General features: G+C 65.5%; 29 protein-coding genes. 26 read left to right on the top strand and 3 right to left on the bottom strand.

Going from position 1 to position 24,963, the window contains the following annotated elements:
* Positions 1–41 precede the first annotated feature (41 nt).
* Positions 42–653 (bottom strand): DUF6088 family protein, encoded by a 612-nt coding sequence (locus FHP25_RS25640; RefSeq protein WP_147849826.1) that lies wholly within the window; start codon positions 651–653, stop codon positions 42–44.
* Positions 654–893: 240 nt separating this feature from the next.
* Between FHP25_RS25640 and FHP25_RS25635 the strand changes: the two genes are divergently transcribed.
* From FHP25_RS25635 to FHP25_RS25600, 8 genes are all read left to right on the top strand, one after another.
* Positions 894–1,844 carry an ArdC family protein gene (locus tag FHP25_RS25635; protein ID WP_147849825.1) on the top strand — a complete coding sequence of 317 codons (951 nt, stop codon included), beginning with the start codon at positions 894–896 and terminating at the stop codon, positions 1,842–1,844.
* 159 nt (positions 1,845–2,003) lie between these two features.
* Positions 2,004–4,127, top strand: a complete 2,124-nt coding sequence (locus FHP25_RS25630; protein WP_147849824.1) for a ParB/RepB/Spo0J family partition protein — start codon at positions 2,004–2,006, stop codon at positions 4,125–4,127.
* A 100-nt stretch (positions 4,128–4,227) separates the two neighbouring features.
* Positions 4,228–4,644 (top strand): hypothetical protein, encoded by a 417-nt coding sequence (locus FHP25_RS25625; protein ID WP_147849823.1) that lies wholly within the window; start codon positions 4,228–4,230, stop codon positions 4,642–4,644.
* The gene (locus tag FHP25_RS25620; protein ID WP_147849822.1) at positions 4,641–4,907 is read left to right on the top strand and encodes a DUF6117 family protein; all 267 of its coding nucleotides are present in this window, start codon (positions 4,641–4,643) and stop codon (positions 4,905–4,907) included. The genes FHP25_RS25625 and FHP25_RS25620 overlap by 4 nt, the downstream gene beginning before the upstream one ends.
* A complete protein-coding gene (locus tag FHP25_RS25615) occupies positions 4,904–5,200 on the top strand; it encodes a hypothetical protein (protein ID WP_147849821.1) in 297 nt (98 codons plus the stop codon). The genes FHP25_RS25620 and FHP25_RS25615 overlap by 4 nt, the downstream gene beginning before the upstream one ends.
* 161 nt (positions 5,201–5,361) lie before the next feature.
* Positions 5,362–9,687 carry a strawberry notch family protein gene (locus FHP25_RS25610; protein ID WP_147849820.1) on the top strand — a complete coding sequence of 1,442 codons (4,326 nt, stop codon included), beginning with the start codon at positions 5,362–5,364 and terminating at the stop codon, positions 9,685–9,687.
* Entirely contained in the window at positions 9,687–10,724 is a 1,038-nt protein-coding gene (locus tag FHP25_RS25605) for a DUF7146 domain-containing protein (protein WP_178133787.1), read from the top strand. Before FHP25_RS25610 ends, FHP25_RS25605 begins: the two co-directional genes overlap by 1 nt.
* A 309-nt stretch (positions 10,725–11,033) precedes the next feature.
* Positions 11,034–11,957 (top strand): DUF2493 domain-containing protein, encoded by a 924-nt coding sequence (locus FHP25_RS25600; RefSeq protein WP_147849882.1) that lies wholly within the window; start codon positions 11,034–11,036, stop codon positions 11,955–11,957.
* Between the two features lie 9 nt (positions 11,958–11,966).
* Here FHP25_RS25600 and FHP25_RS25595 read toward each other — a convergent pair whose 3' ends face one another.
* Positions 11,967–12,287, bottom strand: a complete 321-nt coding sequence (locus tag FHP25_RS25595; RefSeq protein ID WP_147849819.1) for a hypothetical protein — start codon at positions 12,285–12,287, stop codon at positions 11,967–11,969.
* 365 nt (positions 12,288–12,652) lie between these two features.
* Between FHP25_RS25595 and FHP25_RS40920 the strand changes: the two genes are divergently transcribed.
* From FHP25_RS40920 to FHP25_RS25585, 3 genes are all read left to right on the top strand, one after another.
* Entirely contained in the window at positions 12,653–12,820 is a 168-nt protein-coding gene (locus FHP25_RS40920; RefSeq protein ID WP_178133778.1) for a hypothetical protein, read from the top strand.
* Positions 12,821–12,962: 142 nt separating this feature from the next.
* Positions 12,963–13,403, top strand: coding sequence for a hypothetical protein (locus tag FHP25_RS25590; RefSeq protein ID WP_147849818.1), 441 nt, complete (start codon positions 12,963–12,965; stop codon positions 13,401–13,403).
* A 588-nt stretch (positions 13,404–13,991) separates the two neighbouring features.
* The gene (locus tag FHP25_RS25585; protein WP_147849817.1) at positions 13,992–14,315 is read left to right on the top strand and encodes a DUF736 domain-containing protein; all 324 of its coding nucleotides are present in this window, start codon (positions 13,992–13,994) and stop codon (positions 14,313–14,315) included.
* A 169-nt stretch (positions 14,316–14,484) separates the two neighbouring features.
* Here the strand turns inward: FHP25_RS25585 and FHP25_RS25580 are convergent, their stop codons facing one another.
* Positions 14,485–14,952, bottom strand: a complete 468-nt coding sequence (locus FHP25_RS25580; protein ID WP_147849816.1) for a MerR family transcriptional regulator — start codon at positions 14,950–14,952, stop codon at positions 14,485–14,487.
* 87 nt (positions 14,953–15,039) lie between these two features.
* Here FHP25_RS25580 and FHP25_RS25575 point away from each other — a divergent pair, with 87 nt between their 5' ends.
* The 15 genes from FHP25_RS25575 (at position 15,040) to FHP25_RS25500 (ending at position 24,778) form a co-directional block, all read left to right on the top strand.
* The gene (locus FHP25_RS25575; protein WP_147849815.1) at positions 15,040–15,465 is read left to right on the top strand and encodes a mercuric transporter MerT family protein; all 426 of its coding nucleotides are present in this window, start codon (positions 15,040–15,042) and stop codon (positions 15,463–15,465) included.
* Between the two features lie 21 nt (positions 15,466–15,486).
* Positions 15,487–15,780, top strand: coding sequence for a heavy-metal-associated domain-containing protein (locus FHP25_RS25570; protein WP_147849814.1), 294 nt, complete (start codon positions 15,487–15,489; stop codon positions 15,778–15,780).
* Between the two features lie 246 nt (positions 15,781–16,026).
* Positions 16,027–18,306, top strand: coding sequence for a bifunctional organomercurial lyase/mercury(II) reductase MerBA (gene merBA, locus FHP25_RS25560; protein WP_147849812.1), 2,280 nt, complete (start codon positions 16,027–16,029; stop codon positions 18,304–18,306).
* Between the two features lie 222 nt (positions 18,307–18,528).
* Positions 18,529–18,783 (top strand): helix-turn-helix domain-containing protein, encoded by a 255-nt coding sequence (locus FHP25_RS25555; RefSeq protein ID WP_147849811.1) that lies wholly within the window; start codon positions 18,529–18,531, stop codon positions 18,781–18,783.
* A gap of 101 nt (positions 18,784–18,884) precedes the next feature.
* Positions 18,885–19,151 (top strand): DNA -binding domain-containing protein, encoded by a 267-nt coding sequence (locus FHP25_RS25550; RefSeq protein WP_178133777.1) that lies wholly within the window; start codon positions 18,885–18,887, stop codon positions 19,149–19,151.
* 112 nt (positions 19,152–19,263) lie between these two features.
* On the top strand, positions 19,264–19,572 hold the full coding sequence (locus FHP25_RS25545) for a transcriptional regulator domain-containing protein (RefSeq protein ID WP_147849809.1): 309 nt from the start codon (positions 19,264–19,266) through the stop codon (positions 19,570–19,572).
* A complete protein-coding gene (locus FHP25_RS25540) occupies positions 19,496–20,038 on the top strand; it encodes a DUF2285 domain-containing protein (RefSeq protein ID WP_231712470.1) in 543 nt (180 codons plus the stop codon). Before FHP25_RS25545 ends, FHP25_RS25540 begins: the two co-directional genes overlap by 77 nt.
* 139 nt (positions 20,039–20,177) lie before the next feature.
* Positions 20,178–20,459: a helix-turn-helix transcriptional regulator gene (locus tag FHP25_RS25535; RefSeq protein WP_147849807.1), complete on the top strand. Its 282-nt coding sequence runs from the start codon at positions 20,178–20,180 to the stop codon at positions 20,457–20,459.
* Between the two features lie 18 nt (positions 20,460–20,477).
* Positions 20,478–21,638 carry a replication initiator protein A gene (locus FHP25_RS25530; protein WP_147849806.1) on the top strand — a complete coding sequence of 387 codons (1,161 nt, stop codon included), beginning with the start codon at positions 20,478–20,480 and terminating at the stop codon, positions 21,636–21,638.
* The gene (parA, locus tag FHP25_RS25525) at positions 21,635–22,273 is read left to right on the top strand and encodes a ParA family partition ATPase (protein WP_147849805.1); all 639 of its coding nucleotides are present in this window, start codon (positions 21,635–21,637) and stop codon (positions 22,271–22,273) included. The genes FHP25_RS25530 and parA overlap by 4 nt, the downstream gene beginning before the upstream one ends.
* Positions 22,270–22,524: a hypothetical protein gene (locus tag FHP25_RS25520; protein WP_147849804.1), complete on the top strand. Its 255-nt coding sequence runs from the start codon at positions 22,270–22,272 to the stop codon at positions 22,522–22,524. The genes parA and FHP25_RS25520 overlap by 4 nt, the downstream gene beginning before the upstream one ends.
* Entirely contained in the window at positions 22,521–23,042 is a 522-nt protein-coding gene (locus FHP25_RS25515; RefSeq protein WP_147849803.1) for a DUF2840 domain-containing protein, read from the top strand. Before FHP25_RS25520 ends, FHP25_RS25515 begins: the two co-directional genes overlap by 4 nt.
* The gene (locus tag FHP25_RS25510; protein ID WP_147849802.1) at positions 23,039–23,584 is read left to right on the top strand and encodes a S26 family signal peptidase; all 546 of its coding nucleotides are present in this window, start codon (positions 23,039–23,041) and stop codon (positions 23,582–23,584) included. The genes FHP25_RS25515 and FHP25_RS25510 overlap by 4 nt, the downstream gene beginning before the upstream one ends.
* Positions 23,585–23,653: 69 nt before the next feature.
* A complete protein-coding gene (locus FHP25_RS25505; protein WP_147849801.1) occupies positions 23,654–24,001 on the top strand; it encodes a DUF736 domain-containing protein in 348 nt (115 codons plus the stop codon).
* A 3-nt stretch (positions 24,002–24,004) separates the two neighbouring features.
* Positions 24,005–24,778 carry a lytic transglycosylase domain-containing protein gene (locus tag FHP25_RS25500; protein WP_147849800.1) on the top strand — a complete coding sequence of 258 codons (774 nt, stop codon included), beginning with the start codon at positions 24,005–24,007 and terminating at the stop codon, positions 24,776–24,778.
* Positions 24,779–24,963 lie beyond the last annotated feature (185 nt).

The following is a 24,963-nucleotide window of genomic DNA, read 5'->3' as shown; positions in this document are numbered from 1 at the left end:
ATGCCCTCCGGAGCGATTTCTCATTAAGATTAAAGTTGGCATTAGTTCCCCATGACCATGCATTCATACGCGACATTACCGACACTCTGCGCAAGCCATGTCGGAAACTGTGGCGCGGCGGCGACCAATTCGCCAAATACTCGTGGCGGCAGTTTCGCTTTCAAAGTCCTGAGCGCGATTTCAGCGTTGTCCGGACCGAGCCAAGCCAGCGCCCGGACGGCCTCCCCTGCCGGCCGGTTGGCCAGGGCCAATTGCCAGCGCGGGGCGTGCCGCAATTCCACGACTTGCTTGCCGAGGTGCATCTTTCGGCTGCGCCCGGAGGTCAGATAGACCGAGCGGACGGGCACCTGCGTCGTCAAGCCAAGGGCGTTCGCCGCGGCGGCACCATTCGAAACGATGATCTCTCCCTTTTGGGTCGCAAGGGCCTCGACAGCCTGCTCGACCGAAGGCGTGCGCGTACCGAATCGGCTGGCGACGGGGCGCAAATAGACGCCACGACCCGCGCGGATGAGCTGACCGCGCTCCGTCAGGCGTGACAACGCCTGATCCACGGCCGCTCGGTTTCCGAGGTGCAGCAGGCCCTTGGCGGACACGGGAGCTCCTTCGGGCAGACCCGCCATATGCATCAGAATCTGTTCGCTCAGCCGCGTCATGGTCTTCCCTATGTCAGAAATATATATAGTTTTCTGACATTGTTCAACGAACCCTCATCCGATGAGGGAAAGCCCGACAAAGGGGAAAGCCTTCCCCTGCGGCCGAGCCCAAGGTCTCGGCCGACCCCTTCTGCGGGGAGATCCCCGCAACGCCCCCTGAGAGTGAGAGTGCGGACGGGTTTTCCGTGACGGGTTAATGGCTGGAGAAGAGGTCTTCGGCGCCCGTCGCGGAGAACCGCGATGTTCAGGAAAGATGTCTCCTCGCGCGCCGGCCAAGACCGGGCGAGCCTCTATGATGAAATCACCGGCAAGATCATTGCCGAGCTGGAGGCGGGTCGCGTGCCCTGGGTGCAGCCCTGGGGATCGGCCTCGACGAAAGCGCCGCTCGCGATGCCGAGGAACGGCGCAACCGGTCGGCATTATTCGGGCATCAATGTCCTGATCCTTTGGGGCGCCGTGATCCAGCACGGCTTTCCCGGTCAGAGCTGGCTTACCTTCCGCCAAGCGCTTTCACTGGGCGGCAATGTCCGCAAGGGCGAGCGCGGAACCACCGTCGTCTATGCCGACCGCTTCACCCCGGAGGAAGAGAAGCGCCGGGCACGCGAGGCCGGCGAGGAAGCCGCCGCCATTCCGTTTCTAAAGCGGTTCACGGTGTTCAACACGGCGCAATGCGATGGCCTGCCGGATGACATCGCCACGATCGCCCCGCCGCTTGCGCCCGGCCTGATCGAACCAAAGGTTGAGGCGCTGATCCAGGCGACGGGCATCGACTTCCGCATCGGCGGCAACCGCGCCTTCTATGTCCCGGCGCTCGACTATGTGCAGGTTCCGCCGCCGCAGGCTTATTTCGAACCGATCAACTGGCACCGCACCGCCCTGCACGAGCTGGGCCACGCCAGCGGCGCCGCCCATCGCTTGAACCGCGATCTCTCCGGCGCCTTCGGCACCAAGAAATACGCATTCGAGGAGTTGGTGGCCGAGATCAACGCCGCTTTCTGCTGCGCCTCGCTCGGCATCGTGCCGACCGTCCGTCATGCCGACTATATCGGCTCCTGGCTGGAAGTGCTGCGCGAGGACAACCGCGCCATCGTCCGGGCCGCCTCGCAAGCCAGCAAGGCTGCGGACTGGCTCCTCAGCTTCGCACCGGACGCCGATCATGGGGTGGCCGGTGATGAGCTGGAGGCAGCGTGATCTCATGAAAACCGGAAATGCGGAGGTGCGGATTTCCGGTTTTCCGCTGTTCCGTGTCCGTCGCGCTGCTCTCTTTAGAGAAAGAGGGCGGCGCTTCGCTTCGTGACGGGTTTAGGGTCGAGAGAGAGGCTCTCGGCGCCCGTCGCGGAGACTACCACGATGGCTACTGCCGTTCAGAAGCTCATCCTCTCGCCCTCGCGCGACATCCCCTTCAACAAGCTGGTTCTCAGCCAATCCAACGTCCGGCGCGTGAAGTCCGGCGTCTCGGTCGAGGAACTGGCCGAGGATATCGCGCGCCGCGGCACGCTCCTCCAGAGTCTCAATGTTCGTCCGGTTCTCGACAGCGAAGGCTGCGAGACTGGCATGTTCGAGGTGCCCGCCGGCGGTCGCCGCTATCAGGCGCTGGCGCTGCTAGTGAGACAGAAGCGCCTGACCAAGACCTCGCCGGTGCCCTGCGTCGTGCGTAACCCCTCGACGCCGATTCTGGCAGAGGACGACAGCCTGGCCGAAAACACACAGCGCGTCGCCCTCCATCCTCTTGATCAGTTCCGGGCGTTCCTCGACATGCGGGCCAAAGGCATGACCGAGGAGGAAATCGCCACCGCGTTCTTCACCACGGTCCAGATCGTGAAGCAGCGCCTGAGGTTGGCTGCGGTCTCGCCCACGCTCTGCGGCATCTATGCCGAGGACGGCATGACGCTGGAGATGCTGATGGCTTTCACCGTCAACCCGGACCACGCGCGTCAGGAGCAGGTCTGGGAGGCGATTCAGCATTCCTATAACCGCCAGCCTTGGCACATCCGACAGCTCCTCACCGAAACCTCCCTCCCCGCGTCCGACAAGCGGGCGCAGTTCGTCGGCATCGAAGCTTATCAGGCAGCCGGCGGCGAAATCCTGCGCGACCTGTTCGAGACTGATGATGGCGGCTGGCTTCAGGACCCGGCGTTGCTCGACCGTCTGGTCTCCGACAAGCTGAAGGCGATCGCCGACGAGATCGCGGCCGAAGGCTGGAAATGGATCAGCGTCGACACCGACCTGCCTTACGGCCACGATCACGGCCTTCGCGTCCTGACCGGCACCCCCGTCGATCTTGCGGACGATGAGCGTGCCGCACGCGAGGCACTGCGCGCGGAGTATGACCGGCTCGAGGCGGAATATTCGGAAGCCGACGAACTGCCCGATGAGATCGACCAGCGCCTGGGCGAGATCGAAGCGGCGCTCGAAGCGTTCGAACAGCGGCCGGTCATCTACGATCCCGCCGAGATCCTGCGCGCCGGCGTGTTCGTCAGCATCGACCGCGATGGACAGGTTGTCATCCGTCGCGGCTATGTCCGACCGGAGGATGAGGCGCCGATCGACGCCGAGGGCCATGAAATCGACGGCGTCACCGACCCCGCCGGCGCCGAAAACGCGGGCAACGTCCAGCGCGCCATCATCACCATCGGCGGCCAGTCGGCCGAGCCGGAGGAAGATGACGAGGGAGACGTCATCAAGCCGCTGCCCGAACGGCTCGTCACCGAGCTGACTGCGCATCGCACGCTCGCGCTTCGCGATGCGGTCGGCGCCAATCCGCAAGTCGCGCTCACGGCCCTGCTGCATAAGCTGGTGCGCGACACCTTCCAGCGCACCGGCACCTCCGGCGCGAGCCTGCAGGCGTCGGTCAATCACGTCTTCTTCCGCGAACAGGGCAAGGATCTTGCCGAGACGTCCTATGCCAAGTCCATCACCCAGCGGCACGAAGACTGGAAGGCGGACCTGCCCGCGGACGAAAACGCACTGTGGGACTGGCTGGCGATGCTCGATGACGCCAGTCGCCTGGCGCTCCTTGCCCATTGCGTCAGCTACGGCGTCAACGCCCTATATGAGCGGCCCAATCCGTTCAGCGGCAGCGGCGTCTCGCAATCGGGCCTCGACCGTCGCATGGCCGAGGCGGATCGGCTGGCACGCGCAACCGGCCTCGATATGGTGGGGGTGGGCTTCCGCCCGACCGTCGGGAACTATCTCGGCCGTGTGACGAAGCCGCGCATCCTCGCCGCGGTGCGCGAAGGTGCCGGCGAGCGCGCCGCCCAGCTCATCGACCATCTGAAGAAAGGCGACATGGCGAAGGAGGCCGAACGTCTGCTCGCCGACAGCGGCTGGCTACCCGAGCCGCTGCGCATGGCGGAGCATAACGAGCCCGCGACGAGCGCCGAGGGCGACGAGGCGTTGCCCGCCTTCCTCGCCGACGATGATGAGCTGTCCGACGAAGAGGACGAAGGTCTGCAGGCCATCGCCGCCGAGTAGCGCACTGGCGCGGGGCGGTTTCAGCCGTCCCGCGCCTTCCTTCCTAATCCGTTCATCAGCCCGGCCATCGCGCCGGGCATTTTCGTTTCAGGAGGCCGTCATGGCTGACTATTACACCCGTTTCTCGTGCCTGCTCGACGTCGGCACGCCCGACAACGCCGCCCGCGCGCTCGACCTCTACATCAAGCTGTCCAAGGACGGCGCATCGGAAGAACCGCCCTCAGAAGGCTTCCTTCTGTCGATCCAGCCCGAACATGGCGGCACCCAGCTATGGATGCGCGATGACGTCACCGGCGATCCCGAACGGTTGCTTCAGTTCGTGAAAATCTGCGCCGCCGAGTTCAGGCTGACGGGCCGTTGGGGGTTCCAATACGCCAACACCTGCTCGCGCCCTCGGCTCGATCGGTTCGGCGGCGGCGCACATGTCATCGATCTCGCGACCGGCGACACTGTCGCCTGGACCTATACCGATGGCTGGCTCGCCGACACGCTCTCTGGCGATGGAGAGCGGATATGAGCATCCCCGCTTATGCCCGGAGCAATTTCCAGACGCTGTTACGCGCGGCGGGTGACGGCAACCTCGCGCTGATGGCGTGCCTCGACGCGCAGACGGGCAGCCCCCGCTACGTCATCTGCGCCGTAGGGAGGGACGATGGCGATTACGTCTTCACCCCTTTTGGCCATCTCACGGACGGCAATCCCTACGATGCCTATCTGCCACCAGATCCCGGCGATCCAGACGGCTTCGTGCGCCCCGACGTGCAGGGAGAGACGTCATGATGAACATCGACGCTATCTTCACGGCCGATCGTGAACGACCGCCACACGAGCGGTCTCTACCCTGGTCCGAAACGAAGGACTGCGTCACTGTCGTCATCGAGCCGAAACCCCATTGGGCAAGGGACATGCGGGCCTTCCGATCCGATGTTCGGGAATACTGCGCTTATGCCGATTGGACCGTGAACGGCGGACGAGCCAGATTCTTCGGCCATATCGACACCAGCGGCGATGACCTGATGCGGAGGGCGCGCGCGCTGATTGCTTCCGAGATCGCGGACGGACATTGGAAATGACATCGCAAAGCGCCCCCGCCGCACCGCCGGGGCGCTTTTGTCATGGGGCCACGGCCTGCCGGATGAGAGGCAGAGGAAGGCCGGGACGGGTTTGAGCCGGTGCGGTCGAGAGAGAGCGCTGCGCGGGCTCGATCCTGTCCCGCTCTCCTTAAGGCTTTCCCATGAACATGATGTCCGTATCGGCGGCGCCTGCCGCCGCATCCCTTCGGCTCGGCTTCAATCAGGAATCTTTCGCAGCGATCTTCGCGGCGGCGAGCCACCTTCTGCCCCATCTCGAGCGCGGCGAGCGCATCGACGCTGCAATCCTGCGCACCGCTATGGAGACCGCCTTCGGCGCGTCCGATACTGCCGGTGCCTGGGACTGGAAGGATGCCTACGACGCCTGCGAAGCCGCAACCATCCTCATGCTCCGCAAGTACGGACAGACGCTTCTGCGCAAAGCTGGCTCTGCGGCTGGGGCCGCGCCCCTGTTCAGCAAGATTGCGAGCTTGCTCCCTACCCATACGCGCCGCTCCGAAGAATCCCAGGCCTTCCAGCAATTCTCGACGCCGATCCCGCTCGGCCTGGCCGCGATCACGGCTGCCGCCATCACACCCGCCGATCGCGTGCTCGAACCATCGGCCGGCACCGGCCTGCTCGCCATCCTCGCCGAGATCGCCGGCGGCACGCTCGTCCTCAACGAACTCGCCGAGACCCGGGCCGCCCTCCTCTCATCCCTCTTTCCGGCCGTTCCCGTGACCCGTTTCGACGCGGCCCAGATCGACGACCATCTCGATCCGGCGACCGTCCCGACCGTCGTCGTAATGAACCCACCATTCTCCGTGCTCGCCAATGTCGAGGGGCGTGTCGCTGACGCCGCCTATCGCCATCTGGCCTCTGCACTCGCGCGGCTCGCCGATGGCGGGCGTCTGGTCGCGATCACCGGCGCGAACTTCGGACCCGACATACCGGCCTGGCGCGACGCCTTCGTCCGCCTGCAGGAGCGGGGCCGCGTCGTCTTCACCGCCGCCGTCCATGGCTCAGTCTATGCCAAGCACGGCACGACCGTCGAAACCCGGCTGACCGTGATCGACAAGATCCCAGCCGCCGACCCATCCGCCTTTCCGGCGTCCCCCGGCACCGCTCCCGACATCGCCACGCTGATGACGTGGATCGCCGATCATGTGCCGCCGCGTCCGCCGGTCGCACACGCGATGCAAGTTACGCCGTTCGCCGCCGCACCGCGCACCGTTCGCGGCTATCTCACGCGCACCGCGGCGACATCGGCGACCCGCGTGGGCCTCGCCGATCCCGAGGGCGTGCCGCTCGCCTATGAGACCGTCGACTGGACCCCGGCTGAGGGCGCCCGCCTCAGCGACGCGATCTACGAGCAATACGGATTGCAGACGATCCGTATTCCTGGCTCTCAGGCCCATCCCACCAAGCTCGTGCAATCCGCCGCCATGGCCTCGGTCGCCCTGCCCAAGCCGAGCTATCGGCCGACGCTTCCGGCAACCATCCTGGACTCGCTCTCCGACGCCCAGCTCGAAACCCTGATCTTCGCGGGCGAAGCCCATTCCGATTTTCTCGCGGGCTCCTGGACCGTCGACGCCACCTTCGATGTCGTGGCCGCCGCCGCGGATGATGCGCGCGGCGCCATCCGCTTCCGTCGTGGCTTCTTCATCGGCGACGGCACCGGCGTCGGGAAGGGGCGCGAGTCCGCCAGCATCGTGCTCGACAACTGGATGCAGGGCCGGCGCAAGGCGGTCTGGATCTCCAAATCCGACAAGCTGATCGAGGACGCCCAGCGCGACTGGTCCGCGCTCGGCATGGAGCGCCTGCTGGTCACACCGCTCTCGCGCTTCCCGCAGGGCAAGCCGATCGCGCTACCGGAAGGCATCCTATTTACAACCTACGCCACGCTGCGCTCCGACGACCGCGGCGAGAAGGTTTCGCGGGTCAAGCAGATCGTCGAATGGTTGGGCTCCGATTTCGACGGAGTGATCATCTTCGACGAGGCGCACGCGATGCAGAACGCCGGCGGCGGCAAGGGAGAACGGGGCGACGTCACGCCCTCGCAGCAAGGGCGCGCGGGGCTTCGCCTGCAGCATGCCTTGCCCAATGCCCGCGTCGTCTACGTCTCCGCCACCGGCGCCACCACGGTCCAGAATCTTGCCTATGCGCAGCGCCTTGGCCTCTGGGGTGGCGACGATTTTCCATTCTCCACCCGCGCCGAGTTCGTCGAGGCGATCGAAGCCGGCGGGGTCGCGGCGATGGAGGTGCTGGCTCGCGATCTACGCGCACTCGGTCTCTACACCGCGCGATCGCTGTCGTTCGACGGGGTGGAATACGAACTGGTCGAGCATGAGCTGACGCCCGAGCAGCGGCGCATCTACGATGCCTATGCCGGCGCCTTCGCCATCATCCACAACCACCTCGATGCGGCCATGGAGGCGGCCAACATCACCGGCTCGACCGGCACATTGAACCGCCAGGCCAAATCCGCCGCGCGCTCCGCCTTCGAGAGCGCCAAGCAGCGCTTCTTCGGTCATCTGCTGACGTCGATGAAGACGCCGACGCTGATCCGCTCGATCGCGGCGGACCTGGAGGCCGGGCATTCCGCCGTCATCCAGATCGTCTCGACCGGAGAGGCGCTCATGGAACGGCGCCTGGCAGAAGTCCCGACCGAGGAATGGAACGACATTCGCGTTGACATCACGCCGCGCGAATATGTCCTCGACTATCTCGCCCATTCCTTCCCGGTCCAGCTCTACGAGCCCTTCACCGACGGCGAGGGCAATCTGTCCTCGCGGCCGGTCTATCGCGACGGCCAGCCGGTCGAAAGCCGCGAGGCGGTCGCCCGCCGCACCGAGCTGATCGAGAAGCTCGCGAGCCTTCCGCCGGTCCCTGGCGCGCTCGACCAGATCGTCCAGCACTTCGGCGTGGACATGGTGGCCGAGGTCACCGGCCGCTCGCGTCGAATCGTGCGCAAAGGACAGAGCCTTGTGGTTGAGACCCGCGCCGCGTCGGCCAATCTCGCCGAGACCCAGGCCTTCATGGACGATTTGAAGCGCGTGCTGGTCTTCTCCGACGCCGGCGGCACGGGACGCAGCTACCATGCCGAGCTGTCGGCGCGGAACACGCGGCTTCGCGTCCATTATCTGCTCGAACCGGGCTGGAAAGCCGACGCCGCGATCCAGGGCCTCGGCCGCACCCACCGCACCAACCAGGCGCAGCCGCCGCTCTTCCGTCCGATCGCGACCAATGTGAAGGCGGAGAAGCGCTTCCTGTCGACCATCGCACGCCGGCTCGACACGCTGGGCGCGATCACACGCGGCCAGCGCCAGACCGGCGGCCAGGGCCTGTTCCGGCCCGAGGACAATCTGGAGAGCCACTATGCGCGTGATGCCTTGCGCCAGCTCTATATCCTGATCGTCCGCGGCAAGGTCGAGGGGTGCTCGCTCCGCCGGTTTGAGGACACGACCGGCCTGAAACTGATGGACGACAACGGCATCAAAGACGAGCTGCCGCCGATCACCACCTTCCTCAACCGCCTGCTCGCGCTGACCATCGACCTGCAGGACGTCCTGTTCGCGGCCTTCGAGCAGCTCCTGACTGCCAAGGTCGAGGGCGCGATCGCCGCCGGCATCTACGACGTCGGGCTTGAGACGCTGCGCGCGGAGAGCTTCGTCGTCACTGATCGCCAGACCATCTACACCCATCCGGGCACAGGCGCGGAAACCAGCCTGCTGACCATCCAGCAGCGCGAGCGCAACCGGCCGATGACCGCCGAGGAAGCGATGGCCTGGCTCGACGATCCGGCCGCGATGTTGCTGGTCAACGAACGCTCGCACCGCGCCGCCGTTCAGCTTCCGGCGCCTTCGCTCATGCTTGACGATGGCGAGATCGAACGCCGCGTGCGGCTGATCCGGCCGATGGAGCAGCATCACGCCTCGCTGCGCATGATGGACGAAAGCCACTGGATAGCCGCCAGTCGGGCAGAATTCACGGCTGCCTGGAACGCCGAGGTCGCAGACGTGCCGGCCTGGTCCGATTCCACCATCCACATCGTCGCGGGCCTGTTGCTGCCGATCTGGAAGCGGCTGCCTAACGAATCGAGCCGCGTCTATCGGCTCCAGACCGATGACGGGGAACGGATCATCGGCCGCCGCGTGTCGCCCGCGTGGGTCGCCAACGCCACGACGGTCGGAACGACGAACCTGTCCGCCGACCATGCCTATGGCGCGCTGGTCGAGGGCAAAACGATCCTCGATCTCGCCGAGGGTCTTCAGCTTCGCCGCGTGCGCGTCATGGGCGGCGATCGCATCGAACTCACGGGCTTCACTGGCGCGATGCGCGAACGCCTGCGCGCCTATGGCCTCTTCAGCGAGATCATCTCGTGGAAGCTTCGCTTCTTCGTGCCCGTCGGCGCGGACGGCGCGGCCATCATCGGCAAGCTGATCGACAGCTATCCGATCCAGCGCGTCGACGAGCGGGAGGCGGCGTGATGGCCCGTCTCGACGCATCCGATCTCGCGCAACGTCTCGGCCGGCAGGCCGAGGCGGTGTGCCGCCATTATCTCGGCAATGGCCACCGCCAGGGCAATTATTGGCAGGTGGGCGACGTCCGCAACACCAAGGGCCGCTCGATGTACGTCCGGCTCAAGGACTCGCCCAAAGGCCCCGCCGGGAAATGGACCGACGCGGCGACTGGCGAGCATGGCGATCTTCTCGACGTGATCCGCGAGAGCTGCGGCCTCATCGACTTCAAGGATGTCGCCGACGAGGCTCGGCTCTTCCTCAGCATGCCACCACCAGCGCCGGAACCGTCCACCTTCCAGCCCCTGGCGCCCGCACCGCATGGATCGCCCGAAGCCGCACGGCGTCTCATCCACATGTCGCAACCGATTCCAGGCACGATCGTGGCGGCGTATCTGCGGCAACGCGGCATTACGGATCTGCGTGGAACGGGAAATCTGTATTACCACCCGCGCTGCTATTACCGGCCTGACGAGTATGCGCCGACCGAGACATGGCCGGCCATGATCGCCGCCGTCACCGATCTCCACGGCAGGATCACCGGGGCGCATCGCACCTGGCTCGACCCGCAACGCCATGACAAGGCGCCACTCGACACCCCTCGTCGAGCGATGGGCGATCTCCTCGGCAACGCGGTCCGCTTTGGCGTCGGCGGCGAGGTCATGGCGGCCGGCGAAGGCATCGAGACGGTCCTTTCGGTCCGACAGGTCGTGCCCAACATGCCGATGGTGGCGGCGCTCTCCGCAGCACATCTCGCCGCCATCCTGTTCCCGGACACGTTGCGGCGGCTCTACATCCTGCGCGATGACGATCCGGCGGGCGATGGTGCGCGTGACAGCCTGGTCGAACGGGCGAATACGGCCGGGATCGAGGCGATCGTGATCTCGCCACAGCTCGGCGACTTCAACGAGGATCTCCGCACCCTCGGCCTCGCGACGCTGCGCAGCCAGACACGGGTGCAGCTCGGGCCGCAGGACGTCGCACGCTTCATGGCGCTGGCGGCATAGCCGGCAAGGACGCGGTGGCGGCGCCTTCGCCGTGTTCACACAGATGCAGGGCATCGGAGAGGACCGCGCCTCGGCCTTCGAGAGGGCGATCGGCCCACAGGCGGGCCGGCCCGGCAATGGCTGCGGCCGACTATTTTCCGGCGCGGCCCCAAGAGGCCGCTTTCCATCGCGAAACAAAATAGCCGGCCTCCGCCATCCTCCGCTGACGCTCCGGCCCCTCGCTCGCGCTCCGGGTGCAGCGCCGTCCCGCCGGTGGGCTTCGTCGCCATGAAGGCCGCGACGGTCGCGGTCCATCCGACGGAGCATCCGATGCGCGATCTCGACGACTACGAACCGCACCACGAATCCTCACCGACCGACCACGTCCTCAACGAATTGCAGCTCCACGGCTACCGGCCCTTCGCCGACGAACCCGATCAGCGGCTTCTGCCAGACGGCAACGCAGTCGCAGGCGCGATCGCCGACATCTTCGACGCCCTGATCGTGACCCTGGAGGACACGCGCCTCGAACCCGACCTCGACGATCTCCTCTGGTCGACCGTCAACGTCTTCCACCGCGCTGCCGAACGGATCAACCGCGAGCTCGACGACAACGAGCAGGCCCAGAAACGCTCCCAGCGTGAACAGGATGGCAGCGAGGTGAAGTCGGTCGATCTTGAGCGCCTCACCGCCGAGGGCAAGACACTGGTCGAACGCCAGACCGCCTTCGAACTGATGCGCGACCAAGCCGCCGAGCACTACGAACGTCAGGTCGGCAAAGCATGGCTCCCGCGGTCCGGATCGAAGGTCAATCATCGCAACCTCACCTCGGCGATGATCGACAGCCGCGACTTCATCATGGCGAAGAAGCGTGCCGAGCAGGAAGTGCTCCTGCCGCCCGGCCCCAAGATCGCCGTCACCGGGGGGCTCGATTTCGACAACCATCGTCTGATCTGGGCCAAGCTCGACCAGGTCCACGAAAAGCACCCCGACATGGTGCTGATCCACGGCAAGTCGCCGAAGGGCGCCGAGAAGATCGCTTCCCTCTGGGCCAGGAATCGCAATGTCCCGCAGATCGGCTTCGCACCGGACTGGACGAAGCATGGCCGGGCCGCACCCTTCAAGCGCAACGACGAGATGTTGCAGATCGTACCGAAGGGCGTGCTGCACTTCCCCGGCACCGGCATCAACGACAACCTCGCCGACAAGGCCAAGAAGCTCGGCATTCCGGTCTGGAGGTTCGGCGGCGCGTAAGCGCCGCCATCACCCGAACGGTAGTTCGGGCTGATCGGGCAGCACGATCCACTCGACGATATTGCCAGCCTTAATCTTAAAGCCACGCTCTCGCAGAGCGTCAGCATCGGCGTCACTCAAGCGGCATTTCGTGCCATGACTTGAGGAGCCGTCGAAATTGACGACACCGATTTCGTCGCCCTTACGCCCATAAACATGCGCGTGAGTCTGCCCGACACCGTGGGTCGGCTGATCTATGCGAATGCTGCTGTCGAAGCGCCCCTTCACCCATTTGCCTTCGTCCAGTCGCTCGAACCCAACATCGTCGTCGGAAACGAGAACGTCACTCAAAGTTACGAGGCTCGCAAACTCTCTAAATCTCAAACGTCATACTCCACGCAAGGGCGGTGGATGCCGACCGCCGTCATCTTCTTATCGATCAGTTGGCGAATACCGGTGCAGCACAGACGCCGATAAAGACAATACGGTCGAGGAACAGTGCTCGCCAGCCCCACGGCGGAAAGAACCACCCCCGCTTCATGTCGCTGATCCTTGGTCCAGCCGGTGGCCTGACGCCATCAACCCGCAAGGGGTCGGACTACGCAGAGCGTGCCGCCGCGCCGGCTTCGCCCGCGCGGTGATTGCGGCCACCGGCCGAACACATCGGGCGCCTGTCAGCGGGGGATGGTCCTCCGCTCGAAACAGGAGCCGGTTCGATGTCTTTCCCCGACGCATATGCCTTCGCCTTCAGCCTCGCCGCCACCTTGATGGTCGCCATCGTGATCTTCCGCGCCGGCGACGGCACCCTGTCAGTCTCGCCAGCCAGCGAATACGACGGCGACGTCTCGGAGATCATCCACGAGGTCGATCCCTTCGCGCCATGACGGCGCGCCACCCTTTCAGGCGACGCGGAGACCCCCGCGGTTTCCGCTCCCGCTGGAGCATAGCTTTTGCTATGCTCCCGAGTGCGCCGTGGTGGTGGTGGAAGGCGCGACCGTCAGATTTTGTTCTTTCGGAGACACCACCATGATTATCCTCGGCATCGTCCTATCCTTCGCAGCCATCGGCATCTTGTGCTGGTTGCTGTTCACGCTCGCGGTCTTCGCGCTGCCATTCTTCGCGGGCGTGACCGCCGGCTCTTGGGCCTACGACACTGGCGCGGGCTGGCTCGGCGCGATCCTCGTCGGCATGCTCGGCGCCGGCCTCACGCTGGGCGCGGGGCAGCTCCTGCTCGGAATTGTCCGCCCGCTCTGGGCGCGCCTACTGATCGCGCTGGCATTTGTCGCACCCGCGGCGATCGCCGGCTTCCACGCCACGCATGGCATCGTGAAACACACCATGCCGTCGGAGACCTGGCAGCTCGTGCTCTCCGTCATCGGTGCGGTCGCGGTCGGCGTCACCGCGTTCGCGCGCGTCGCTGGGATGGCAGGCACCGGCCCGTCCAGCCAGGGCGTTGCATCAGCCTGACACCACAACGGGAGCGTCGCCGGTACGACCAGATCGGGGACTTCAGCCCTCCGCGTTGTGCAGTTGGAGAGGGAGCCGTATCATCGGAATCTGACTGAAGCCACCATGCGACCGCCCCCTTTAAGAGCGCCCGGATTTCTGCTCGGCGCCCTTGTGCGCGGGAACGGTGCAACACGAAGTCGAGGGCCATCATCTCCACTGGCCCGTCTCGAAACGAAAGCTGGATCCTCGCCTTTGCGCGGGGAGGACGAGTTGCGGAAGATCTTCGACTTGCGCCTCTTGCTGGTTGCGACCGGGGCGCCATGATCTGTCGTTCCTGATCATATCCAGACCGCTCCATACGGCCTCTTCAATGGCCTGATCTGACCGAAGGACGGCTGCGCCTCGACCGCCTATGCCGCAACGGCGCGTCCCGACTTTCTTCCCCTGCCGGCCAAGGCCGTCATTCCTCGCGAAACAACAAAGTCGTACCTGCGCCATCCTCCGCGTTGCTCCGGTCGCAAGCGATGCGGCGTCGGTCGCCTCCGGCCTGTCGATCGCCATCGAGGCCGCAATGGAGCGGTCCCGAAAACGAAACGGAGACTTACAATGGCGACCATCGGCACCTTCAAGAAGACCGGCTCGAACGAGTTCACCGGCGAAATCGTCACCCTCAGCGTCCAGGCCAAGGGCGTGCGCATCGTCCCCGACCAGCGCGCCACCGGCGAAAACGCCCCCAGCCATCGGGTTCTGGTCGGTCGCGCGGAGATCGGCGCCGCCTGGTCCAAGCGCTCCAACGAAGGGCGCGAATATCTGGGCCTCAAGCTCGACGATCCGAGCTTCAACGCTCCCATCTACGCCAACCTCTTCGACGACGAGGATGGCGACACCCACTCGCTGATCTGGTCCCGCCCGACCCGCCGCGGCGACTGAGCCCCGAGCAAGGCCCCGGCCGAACAGGCCGGGGCCTTTCCCCTGCTAGCGCGAATCACTCTGGCCGCCCAGCGAGGGCACCGCCAGCCCTGAGACGCCGATTTCCCTCGCAACGGGCGCCAAGAGCGACTATTATAGATGGGGTATTCGGGGCGGACACCGATCAACACTAGTTGCGCTTAACACCGCCCGAACTTGCATTTGTTTTACGAACGTTCGCGGTTTCGCCGAACAATGTCTCGATCAGCGGGCATTCCGGTAACGTCCCGTCTGCGCATTGCGCAACCACATCCTTCAGCACCCGCTCCATGCGTTTCAGATCGGCGATCTTCGCGCGAACGTCGTCAAGGTGCGTAGCGGCGACAGCGCGCGCCTCGGAGCAGGGCTGGTCGCGCTCGTCGACAAGGCGTAGCAGCTCTCGGATTTCGTCAAGAGAGAAGCCGAGCTCGCGCGCCCGCAAGATGAAGCGAAGGCGCCGCTCATGTGTGGTGTCGTAGCTGCGATAGCCGCTGGTCGTGCGCGGCGGCTCAGGCAAAAGGCCGACCTTCTCGTAATAGCGGACGGTCTCCAGGTTGCAGCCCGTCCGCTCGGCGAGCTCGGCGCGCTGCAGGCCTTTCACCACGGCGTGATCGCGCATCGCAAAATACCCTCTTGACCCTGTAGTTACTACAGACCGCATGCTACGGCATACTTGGGATTTCGGCAAGGTGAAGAGAGGTTAGATATGGTCACGTTGCGATCGGGAACTGCAGGCGCAGCGCCGCTTGCAACGGACGTCTCCGCCGCTGAACGAGGCGAGGTCGGACGGCAACGTCTGATCGCCGTCGGCGGCATCCTCGGCGCGCTCGCCGCCTCCTCTTGCTGCATCGTGCCGCTCATCCTGTTCAGCCTCGGCATCGGCGGCGCCTGGATCGGCAATCTGACGGCGCTTGCGCCCTACAAACCGCTCTTCGTCGCTGGAACGGCTGGCATCCTCGGCTACGGCTTCTACCTCGTTTATTGGAAGCCGCGGCGAGCTTGTGCCGAGGATGCCGCCTGCGCACGCCCCATTCCCAACCGCCTCGTGCAGCTCGCGCTTTGGATCGCGACACTGCTCGTAATCGCCGCCTTTGCCTTCGATTACGTCGCCCCGCTACTGCTTCGCGCCTGACATCACTAGGAGACTGATCCCATGAACAAGTATTTGAGCACGCTCGCCCTGGTCAGCTCGGTGCTGGCGGCTCCAGCCGCCTTCGCGGGCGAGCGAACAGTTACGTTCGCTGTCGACAATATGACCTGCGCTTCATGTCCCTACATCGTGAAGAGCTCGATGGCGGCGGTCCCCGGCGTTGCGAAGGTGGCCGTCTCGTTTCAAGCCAGGACCGCGACCGTGACCTTCGATGATGCGAAGACGAGTCCGGACGCCATTGCGGCTGCCAGCATGAATGCCGGCTATCCGGCCCATCCGACACAGAAGGGCAGTTGAGATGAGTGACCGCGCCCTGGTCCGCGCAGGCATGGCTGGCGCCATTCTCGCCGCGATCTGCTGCGTGGCGCCACTTCTCGCCGTGGGCCTACCGTTGGCGGGGCTCGGCTCGTGGCTGATAGGTGCGGATCTTGTGGTGCTTCCTCTGATGATCGCGGGCCTCGGGCTTGTCGTGTGGAGCATGCATCATCGTCGGGCGAGAGCCGCCTCCGCCAACATGAAGGTTCCGAATGAAAGGGTGAAGCCATGAACGATTGCTGCGCATCCTCCTCGTCCCAGGTGACCGCTTCCGCATCCGCGACATTGCCGAGTTACCGCGTGCGGCCCGGTGTGACGTTTCCGGACTGGTCGGTGGTCACATCTCTCCGGGCCAAAGACGCATTGCTGGCCATGAACGATGTTCTACGGATCATGGCTGGACCCAACCGGGCCGCCGATCATTGGAACGGCGGCGACCGTCTCGTGGATCGAGTTCGTGTTGCGCTGCTGATGCTCTACGCCGAGGCAGGGCGAGCACCGACCCGAAGCGCGATTGCCAAGCGCGCGGGGCTGAGCGAGACGGCCGTTCAGCCGCAGCTCGAAGAGCTCCACCGTCGTGATCTCGTCGTGCTCGACGGCGATCGGATCGTCGGCGCCTATCCCTTTACCGACCGGGATGCGGACCATCAGGTCACCTTGGGCGGACGCGTCGTTAACGCGATGTGCGCGGTCGACGCGCTTGGCATCGGCGCGATGACCGATCGCGACATCGCAATAGCCTCGCGCTGCCGCCATTGCGGTACGCCCATCCGCATCGCCACGCGGAACCAAGGGCGAGCGCTGGCCCAGATTGAGCCAGCGACGACCGTCATGTGGCAGAGCGTCCGCTATGATGGCGGATGCGCCGCAAGTTCGCTGTGCGCGACCACGGCCTTCTTCTGCTCGGACGACCATCTCTCCGCCTGGCGCCGTGAGCGTTCCGCCGGCGAGCCCGGATTTCGGCTGTCGATCGAGGAGGGGCTGGAGGCTGGCCGGGCACTGTTCGGGCCGAGCCTCGCTGGCCTCGGCATGAGGCCGCGGCCGTCGACCGGCTCGACGTCGAAGGTCGCCTCGTTGGCAGACCGACCGCTCCGCACCAACGGTCGCAATGGTGGCGCCTACGATCTCGCGGTCATCGGCGCCGGCTCGGCCGGTTTTTCTGCCTCGATCGCCGCCGTCGATCAAGGTGCGCAGGTGGCCCTCATCGGCAGCGGCACCATCGGCGGCACTTGCGTCAATATCGGTTGCGTGCCGTCGAAGACCTTGATCCGCGCTGCCGAGACGCTTCACAACGCGCGCGTCGCGGCACGATTCGCCGGCATCACGGCCGAGGCCGAATTGACCGACTGGCGCGGCACCGTCCGTCAGAAGGATGCGCTCGTTGCTGAGTTACGCCAGGCCAAATACGCCGACCTGCTCCCGGCCTATAACGGCATCGCGTATCATGAGGGCGCCGCGCGACTCGTCAACGGCGGCGTAGAGGTGAATGGCGCCCGCATTCCCGTTGGCAAGATCATCATCGCGACCGGCGCGCGGCCAGCGGTGCCCGCTATCCCTGGGATCGAGACTGTGCCCTATCTGACCAGCACGACCGCGCTCGACCTCGAGGAGCTGCCGCGATCGTTGCTCGTCATCGGTGGCGGCTATATCGGGGCGGAACTCGCCCAGATGTTTGCCCGCGCCGGCGTCAAGGTGACGCTCGTGTGCCGATCCCGTCTCCTCCCCGAGGCCGAGCCAGAGATCGGCGCGGCGCTCACGGGGTATTTTGAAGAGGAAAGGATCGCCGTCGTCTCAGGTATTGCCTACCGCGCGATCCGCAAGACCGAGGACGGTGTTTCCCTGACCGCCACGCGCAACGGTCAGGATATTGCGATCAACGCCGATCGGGTGCTGATCACGACCGGCCGCACGCCTAACATCGAAGGCCTTGGGCTCGCCGAGCACGACATCGCCATCTCGGCGAAAGGCGGCATCATTGTTGACGACCGCATGCGCACGACCCGGTCCGGCATCTATGCCGCCGGCGACGTCACCGGACGAGACCAGTTCGTTTACATGGCTGCCTACGGAGCCAAGCTCGCGGCCAAGAACGCCCTCAACGGTAACAGCCTGCGCTACGACAACAGCGCCATGCCGGCCATCGTGTTCACCGATCCGCAGGTGGCTAGTGTCGGGCTGACCGAGACCGCGGCGCGCGCCGCCGGACATGCGGTTTGCGTCTCGATAGTCGGTCTCGACCAGGTGCCACGCGCGCTCGCCGCCCGCGACACCCGCGGGCTCATCAAGCTCGTTGCCGACACTGGCAGCGGCCGGCTGCTCGGTGCGCATATCCTCGCGCCGGAAGGAGCAGACAGCATCCAAACCGCGACGATCGCGATCCGGCAAGGGCTTACCGTCGACGATCTCGCGGACACAATCTTTCCGTATCTCACCACCGTCGAGGGCCTGAAGCTCACGGCGCTGGCGTTTGGCAAGGACGTCACCAAGCTGTCGTGCTGTGCGGGCTGAGCGCTCGCTTGGCCGCTCGGATTGGTGAAGCCCAAAACACACTTGCTCATCTGACCCCGACCAAGCCGCCGCAACGGCGAATGACGCGCCCGAATCAGTCCTACTGCCCGATTTGCGTGCGCCAGCCGTCTAACGGCGATTTTCCTCGCTCAGAACCCCAAGAACGACTATTATAGTCGTAGTTCTGGCAAGTGCGTTCGCGTCGGTGGGAGGTGATCATGCATGATCACCGCCCGACAATCACGGGCCGCGCGCGCGTTGCTGGGGTGGACACAGGAGACGCTCGCTGACAAGGCCCGCACATCGCTGACCGCGCTCAAGCGCCTCGAATCCGAGAATGGAATGGAGGTGTACGAATCGACACGCGATCAGGTCCGCAGGGCATTCGAGGCAGCCGGCATCGTCCTGCTCTCCACCGACAAGGGCGAAGGGGTGCTGTTGCTCCATGAGCGGGATGATCGACCAGCAAAGCGCTAGCGACCCTCCTGTCGCGTGGCGGACATCGTCCATCGCCCTTTGTCACAAGATAACCAGGCGCATGTGTTAACGAATGCTTTCCACGCGAATATAGTCGCCTCATGGGACACGCGATGCCGCCGTTTCTGGACGCGCCACCGATCAGCCAAACGCTTACGGCCTATGACCGCGAGCATATGGTCCTCTATCTGCGCCTGCTCGACTCCTCGCGCGATGGCGCCGACTGGCGCGAAGCCGTCCAGGTACTCTTTGGCCTCGATCCGGAGCGTGAGCCGCAACGGTGCCGCCAGGTCCATGACACGCATCTCGCCCGCGCGCAGTGGATGACCGAGCACGGCTATCGCGAGTTGGTGCGCTCGGCGCAGTGATCACCGCGATGCCGTTTCGGCACCACCCTTTGCCGGCTCCGTGACTTCCGCAGAACAACCCAGCCGGGAATCCTGATTCTCCCACAAGTTCAAGAACGAAGGGAGGATCGCGATGACACCAGATGCTTCCGGCTGGCGCTCCTCGGTACGCTATGCGCATGTCGCGGACATGACCGCGTCCGACATCGCGTGGGAATGGCTGCGTCGCAACGAATCCTATGACAGCGATTTTCAGGCACTGGCCGCCAGCAAAGACGAACCGCACGCGCTGACCGACGAAATCGGGCAGCGCTGGGGGTTGCGATTTCCCGGTGGACCCGATGCAGGCACCACCCGAAGCGCGAGTGATCTGGCTTCCCCAGAAAGACACAAGCGCCATCGTTCTTGGCGCGCCTCCCGATATTCCGTCCGCACGCGCTGACCCGCAACCGACGATCGACGCCGCCGTCAGCGTCGACACCGGCGGCGAGACCTATCTGGTTTTCGATCTCGGCAATGGCCAGCGCGTAGGGCTTGTTCATCCCTCCGCCACACGACCCGCCAAACCTCTCGGCGCCTTCATCCCGCTCGGCCTGGAGGGCTTCGACCGGCTCGAATCCGTCGCCCGCTTGCTCGCCGCTCTCCACGGCCGTGCCATACCTCCCGACACCCGCCTGACGCGGCAGCAGCGCGCGCGACTGTGCCGGATGCTGCAAGCGTTCGACGGTCATCGCGCTGGAGCCACGCAGCAGGAGATCGCGCAGATCGTATTTCGTGTTGGCCCGCTCGACCGCGACGAGTGGCAGGCATCCTCCGCCCGCCACGCCATCAAATCCCTGCTCCGGGATGCCCGCGCAATGATCGTGGGTGGGTATCGCGCGCTGCTTCGTCATCGCCGGCAATTCTAGCCGGCTTCGCTTCGACTCTTGGTGGGCGAATTTAGGCCCCCCTGAATTCGCCCTGCATCTCGCCGGTCCTGCTTCGCCAACGTGGCCTTCGTTACCCGCCGCTTCCCGGCGGCCCCAACGAACCCACGGAGGCCCTCCCATGCGACCTGATCTCGCCGTTCTCCCGCCGCGCTACCTGCGCACCAAGGAAGCCGCCGAATTCCTCAGCCTGTCGGCCCGCACCCTGGAAAAGCATCGGACCTACGGAACAGGTCCGGCCTATCGCAAGCTCGGCGGCCGCGTCGTCTATGCGGTCGACGATCTCGAGGCCTGGGCCGAGCGCGGCGCCGTCACCTCCACCTCCGATCCGCGCGGCAGCGTGCTTCCGGCCAAGCGCCATACGCCTTCGCCACCGGCACATGCCGGACGATACGCGCGCTGACCGCCCCCGGATTCCCGAATGGCGGCGCGACACCAATCCCTCTCGGAGTGCGGGCAGCTCGATCTGTTCCGTGCGCTCCCCGGTGAGTTCGCAGCCCGAGACGCACAGGATCTCATGGCCTATCCGTTTTTCTCCCTCTCCAAATCCCACCGCGTCGCGCCGATCGACTTCGCCGCCGGTGATGTGTCGATCCGAGTGGAAGCCGTGCCCGATCACGGCATGGCGACCATCTGGGACGCCGACATCCTGATCTGGGCGGCGAGCCAGATCGTCGAGGCGCGTGACGCAGGCTTGCGCACCTCACGCCTGATGGTCGCGACCCCCTATGAAATCCTCAAATTCATCGGACGCGGCACGTCCTTGCGCGACTATCAGCGCCTGAAGGCGGCGCTCGACCGCCTGCAATCCACGACGGTCTGCACCTCGATCCGCCAGCCCGCCGAGAGCCGGCGTCATCGCTTCTCGTGGATCAACGAGTGGAAGGAGCGCACCAACCGCAACGGCAAGCCGAACGGGATCGAGATGATCGTGCCCGACTGGTTCTATCAGGCCGTTCTCGACGATGCGCTCGTGCTGACGATCGACCGGGCCTATTTCGATCTCACGGGCGGACTCGATCGCTGGCTCTACCGCCTGGTGCGCAAGCACGGCGGGCGCCAGCGCAATGGCTGGCGGTTCGACTTCCGCCACCTCCATCAGAAATCCGGTGCGCTCTCGCCGTTCAAACGGTTCGCCTTCGAGCTGCGCGACATCATCCGTCGCCAGCCGCTGCCCGGCTATACGCTGTTCCTAGAGATCGAGGCCGGCGGCCGGACGTTGCTCGCTTTCGAGCGGACGCCGCCCTGTGGAAAAGCTGTGAAAGGCTTCGTGCCATCGGGAACCCGAAAGCGCGTGCCATCAGGAACCGGCCCCTCGTGCCAACGGGAACCGAAATACGGCCTAACCCACGACAGCAAAACCGAAAATCGCGCCCCTAACTTAGAATCTAACAGAGAATCTAACTTTGAAGAGCGCGCGCGCCAGGTGGAAAACCTCGTCCGGCAGGCCGCGAACGCGCTCAGCGCCGCTGGCAAACGGCGCACAAGCAGCACCGCTCTCACCAACACCGACACAGCGAGAAACGGGGCCTCCGACGCTCCGCGGCTTCCCTTCGGCCCACGCTCGGGAGGCCGCCAATGATCGTGGCCCTCCTCAATCAGAAGGGCGGCGTCGGCAAGACGACGCTAGCGCTGCATCTCGCCGGCGAATGGGCCGGTAAGGGAAAGCGTGTCACGCTGGTCGATGCCGATCCCCAGGGCTCGGCGCTCGACTGGTCGCAGCAACGCGCCCGCGAGCACGCGCCGCGCCTGTTCGGCGTCGTCGGCCTGGCGCGCGACACGCTCCATCGTGAGGCGCCCGAGCTGGCGCGCGATGTCGATCATGTGGTGATCGACGGGCCGCCGCGTGTCGCCGGGCTGATGCGCTCGGCGCTGCTCGCCGCCGACCTGGTGTTGATCCCAGTCCAGCCGTCGCCGCTCGACGGCTGGGCATCCGCCGAGATGCTGGCGCTCCTGTCGGAGGCGCGCATCTATCGGCCGGAGCTGCGCGCCCGCTTCATCCTCAATCGCTGCGGTGCTCGCACCGTGATCGCCCGCGAGACGGCCGAGACGCTCGCCGATCACGATCCGCCAGTGCTGCGCACGGCGATCGGACAGCGCGTCATCTACGCCGACGCCGCGCAATCGGGCCGGCTCGCCTTCGAGATCGACGACAACGGACCCGCCGCGCGCGAGATCGCGGCGCTCGTCACCGAGATCGAAAGGATCGCGCCATGAGCGAGCGATCCCAACGGCGCGGCTTCGCGGCGCGCCCGAGCAATCCTGACGCCTGGATCAAGGCCGCCGATGCCCCCGCGGCGCGCGCGGCGGACGGTGAAGCCTTCACCGCCCGCATGACCATCGACGTCACGCCCGACCTGCGCGGACGGATCAAGATCGCCGCCTTCCGGCGCGGCGTCACCGTCGCCGACATGCTGCGCGATCTGCTCGCGCGGGAATTCCCACCGATTGAAGGAGACCCTTCATGACCGGCGCCGCGGCCCCCCGCGTGCGCGGCGGCCCGACGCCAAGCGCGCTTCCGCAGGACAATCTCACCCATGTCGAGCTGACGTGGGTCGAGAAGAAAATCGAGAACTGGATCCGCTTCGGTTCGCACGCCCACGAACAGATTCTCGACCGTCGACGGCGCGTCCTATCCTTCCGCCCTGGCGCCGTCTTCGCCTTCGTCCGCTGGGCCTCGAACGACTTCGGCACGATCATCTCGCGCATCGACGTCGTGTGCTCGGTTGCGCACGGCGAGGCCTACCAGACACTGCCGTTCGTCCGTCCTGGCGGCGACATCCTGCTGAAGATCGAGAGCTGGCCCAGGGTCGAGCGCGTGCTGCAGGCGATCGACGCCATCGAGCACATCGGCATCGATCCCGAAGCGGTCTCGCCCGATCATTGGCGTCACGTCCACAACCGGCTGACCGCCGGACAGGAGCCGCGCACCTACACGCTCGACCATCATCGCGCGTTCTTGGCACGCCGGAGGGCCGAGCCGTGAGCCGCGCTGTGCTTCTCCTCGTGACGACGCTCGCAGCGCTTGGCGTTGGCTATCCCGGCCTTACGCCGATGCCGATCAAGCTGATCTGGAACGCTTCAGCGAGCGCGCCGATCGGCCTCTATTCGATCGACTTCGACGGGCCATTCGACATCACCGATCTCGTTGCAGTCGACGCGCCCGAGCCGCTCGCGACCTTCCTCGCCGAGCGCGGCTATCTGCCCAAGGGCGTGCCGCTGATGAAGCGCATCCTCGCCGTCTCCGGACAGACCGTTTGCCGTTCGAACCTCACTATCACCGTCGATGGTGTGGAGGTCGGTGCGGCACTGGAGCGCGATCGCGCAGGCCGCAATCTTCCCGTCTGGCAAGGCTGCCGCCGGGTCCAGACTGGCGAAGTCTTCCTCATGAACTGGCAGGTCCGCGACAGCCTCGACGGCCGCTACTTCGGCTTGATCTCGACCGACCAGATCATCGGCCGTGCCGTCCCGCTGTGGACTGATGAAGACGGCACCGGCCGCTTCGAATGGCGTGCGCCGACACGCTGACCGCCTTCCCATTCGGCGGGAGCGGTGCTCGCCGATGGCTATCCCAATCCCACCGCGAAGGAGACTGACATGCCCCAGATTGGCGAGTTCACGCACGACGAGACCGGCTTCGTCGGGCATCTGACGACGCTGGTTTTGAACCAGGACGTCATAATCATCGCAACCGAACCGACCGAGGTTGAGAACGCACCGCAGTATCGCGTCCATGTCTTCGACGGCATGAACAATGAGCCGGGCGCGGAGATCGGCGCCGGATGGAAACGCTCCGGCGAGAAGGCCGGCGAATACGTCGCGCTGCTGATCGACGATCCAACATTCCCGCACCCGATCCGCGCCAACCTGTTCCGCGACGACGATGCCGGCTCGGCCTGTTCGCTGCATTGGTCGCGTCCGCGCGATCGCGGCGAGAAGGACTGACCGATGCTTGGCTCTCGTCAACCGACGAGCCGTTCGATTGCGTCCGGGCCGCGCTGCGCTGCTCGGCGCATGGCTCTCCTTCTCCTTTCCGGCCTCACCCTCGCGAGCATCATGCCGGCGATCACGATGGCGCAGGACTTGGGCGCCGCTCAACCGTCGCCACGCGATCCGTATGGCGATCATATCGCCGAGGCTTCGCGGCGCTACGGCATTCCGATCGCATGGATCAGGGCGGTGATGCGTGCCGAAAGTGCAGGCGATCCACGCGCCCTTTCGCCGAGGGGCGCGATGGGCCTGATGCAGATCATGCCGCCGACCTGGGCAGGCTTGCGCCTTCGCTACCGTCTCGGCGCTGATCCTTACGATCCGCATGACAACATCATCGCCGGCGCCGGCTATATCCGCGAGTTGTTCGATCGCTACGGATCGCCCGGCTGGATCGCGGCCTACAATGCCGGTCCTGGTCGTTACGAGGACTCGCTGAAGGGCCGTGGGCTGCCCGCAGAAACGCGCGCCTATGTCGCCATCGTCGCGCCGTCCGTGGACGGTGGCGATGCGGCCAGGTCCATCGTGGTCGCGGCGGTCGATCCGCTCGCCTGGACGCGCGCGCCGCTGTTCATCGCGCAGCCCGAGCGCAGACCGGCCGCCGATCCCGTGCCGGGTGAGCGCGCTTCCGATGCCACGATGACGGCATCATCCGTGCGCGACGTCTCCGCCATCGAGCCGCAGTCGGATGGGCTGTTTGTTCCGCGCTCGGGCGGAAGGAATGCGCCATGAGCGGCACGGTTCCCGATCGCACGATAGCGGCCTCCGGCGTGTCATGGCGTGCGTGGAAGGTGGAGGCAGGCACCACAACCGCACGATGGCGAGATAAAAAGCCGCGAGGTGCGGCGTCGGTCGGTTGTTCTGTTTCAATAGGTTATGGCCCGCTTTCGCGAGGTGCGGGATTTCCGCGCACCTCG

Origin of the sequence: Vineibacter terrae, assembly GCF_008039615.1 — a bacterium.
In the GTDB taxonomy this organism is placed as follows: domain Bacteria; phylum Pseudomonadota; class Alphaproteobacteria; order Reyranellales; family Reyranellaceae; genus Vineibacter; species Vineibacter terrae.
Note: the sequence above shows the minus strand (reverse complement) of the source record. Positions and strands in the feature narration are given on the sequence as shown.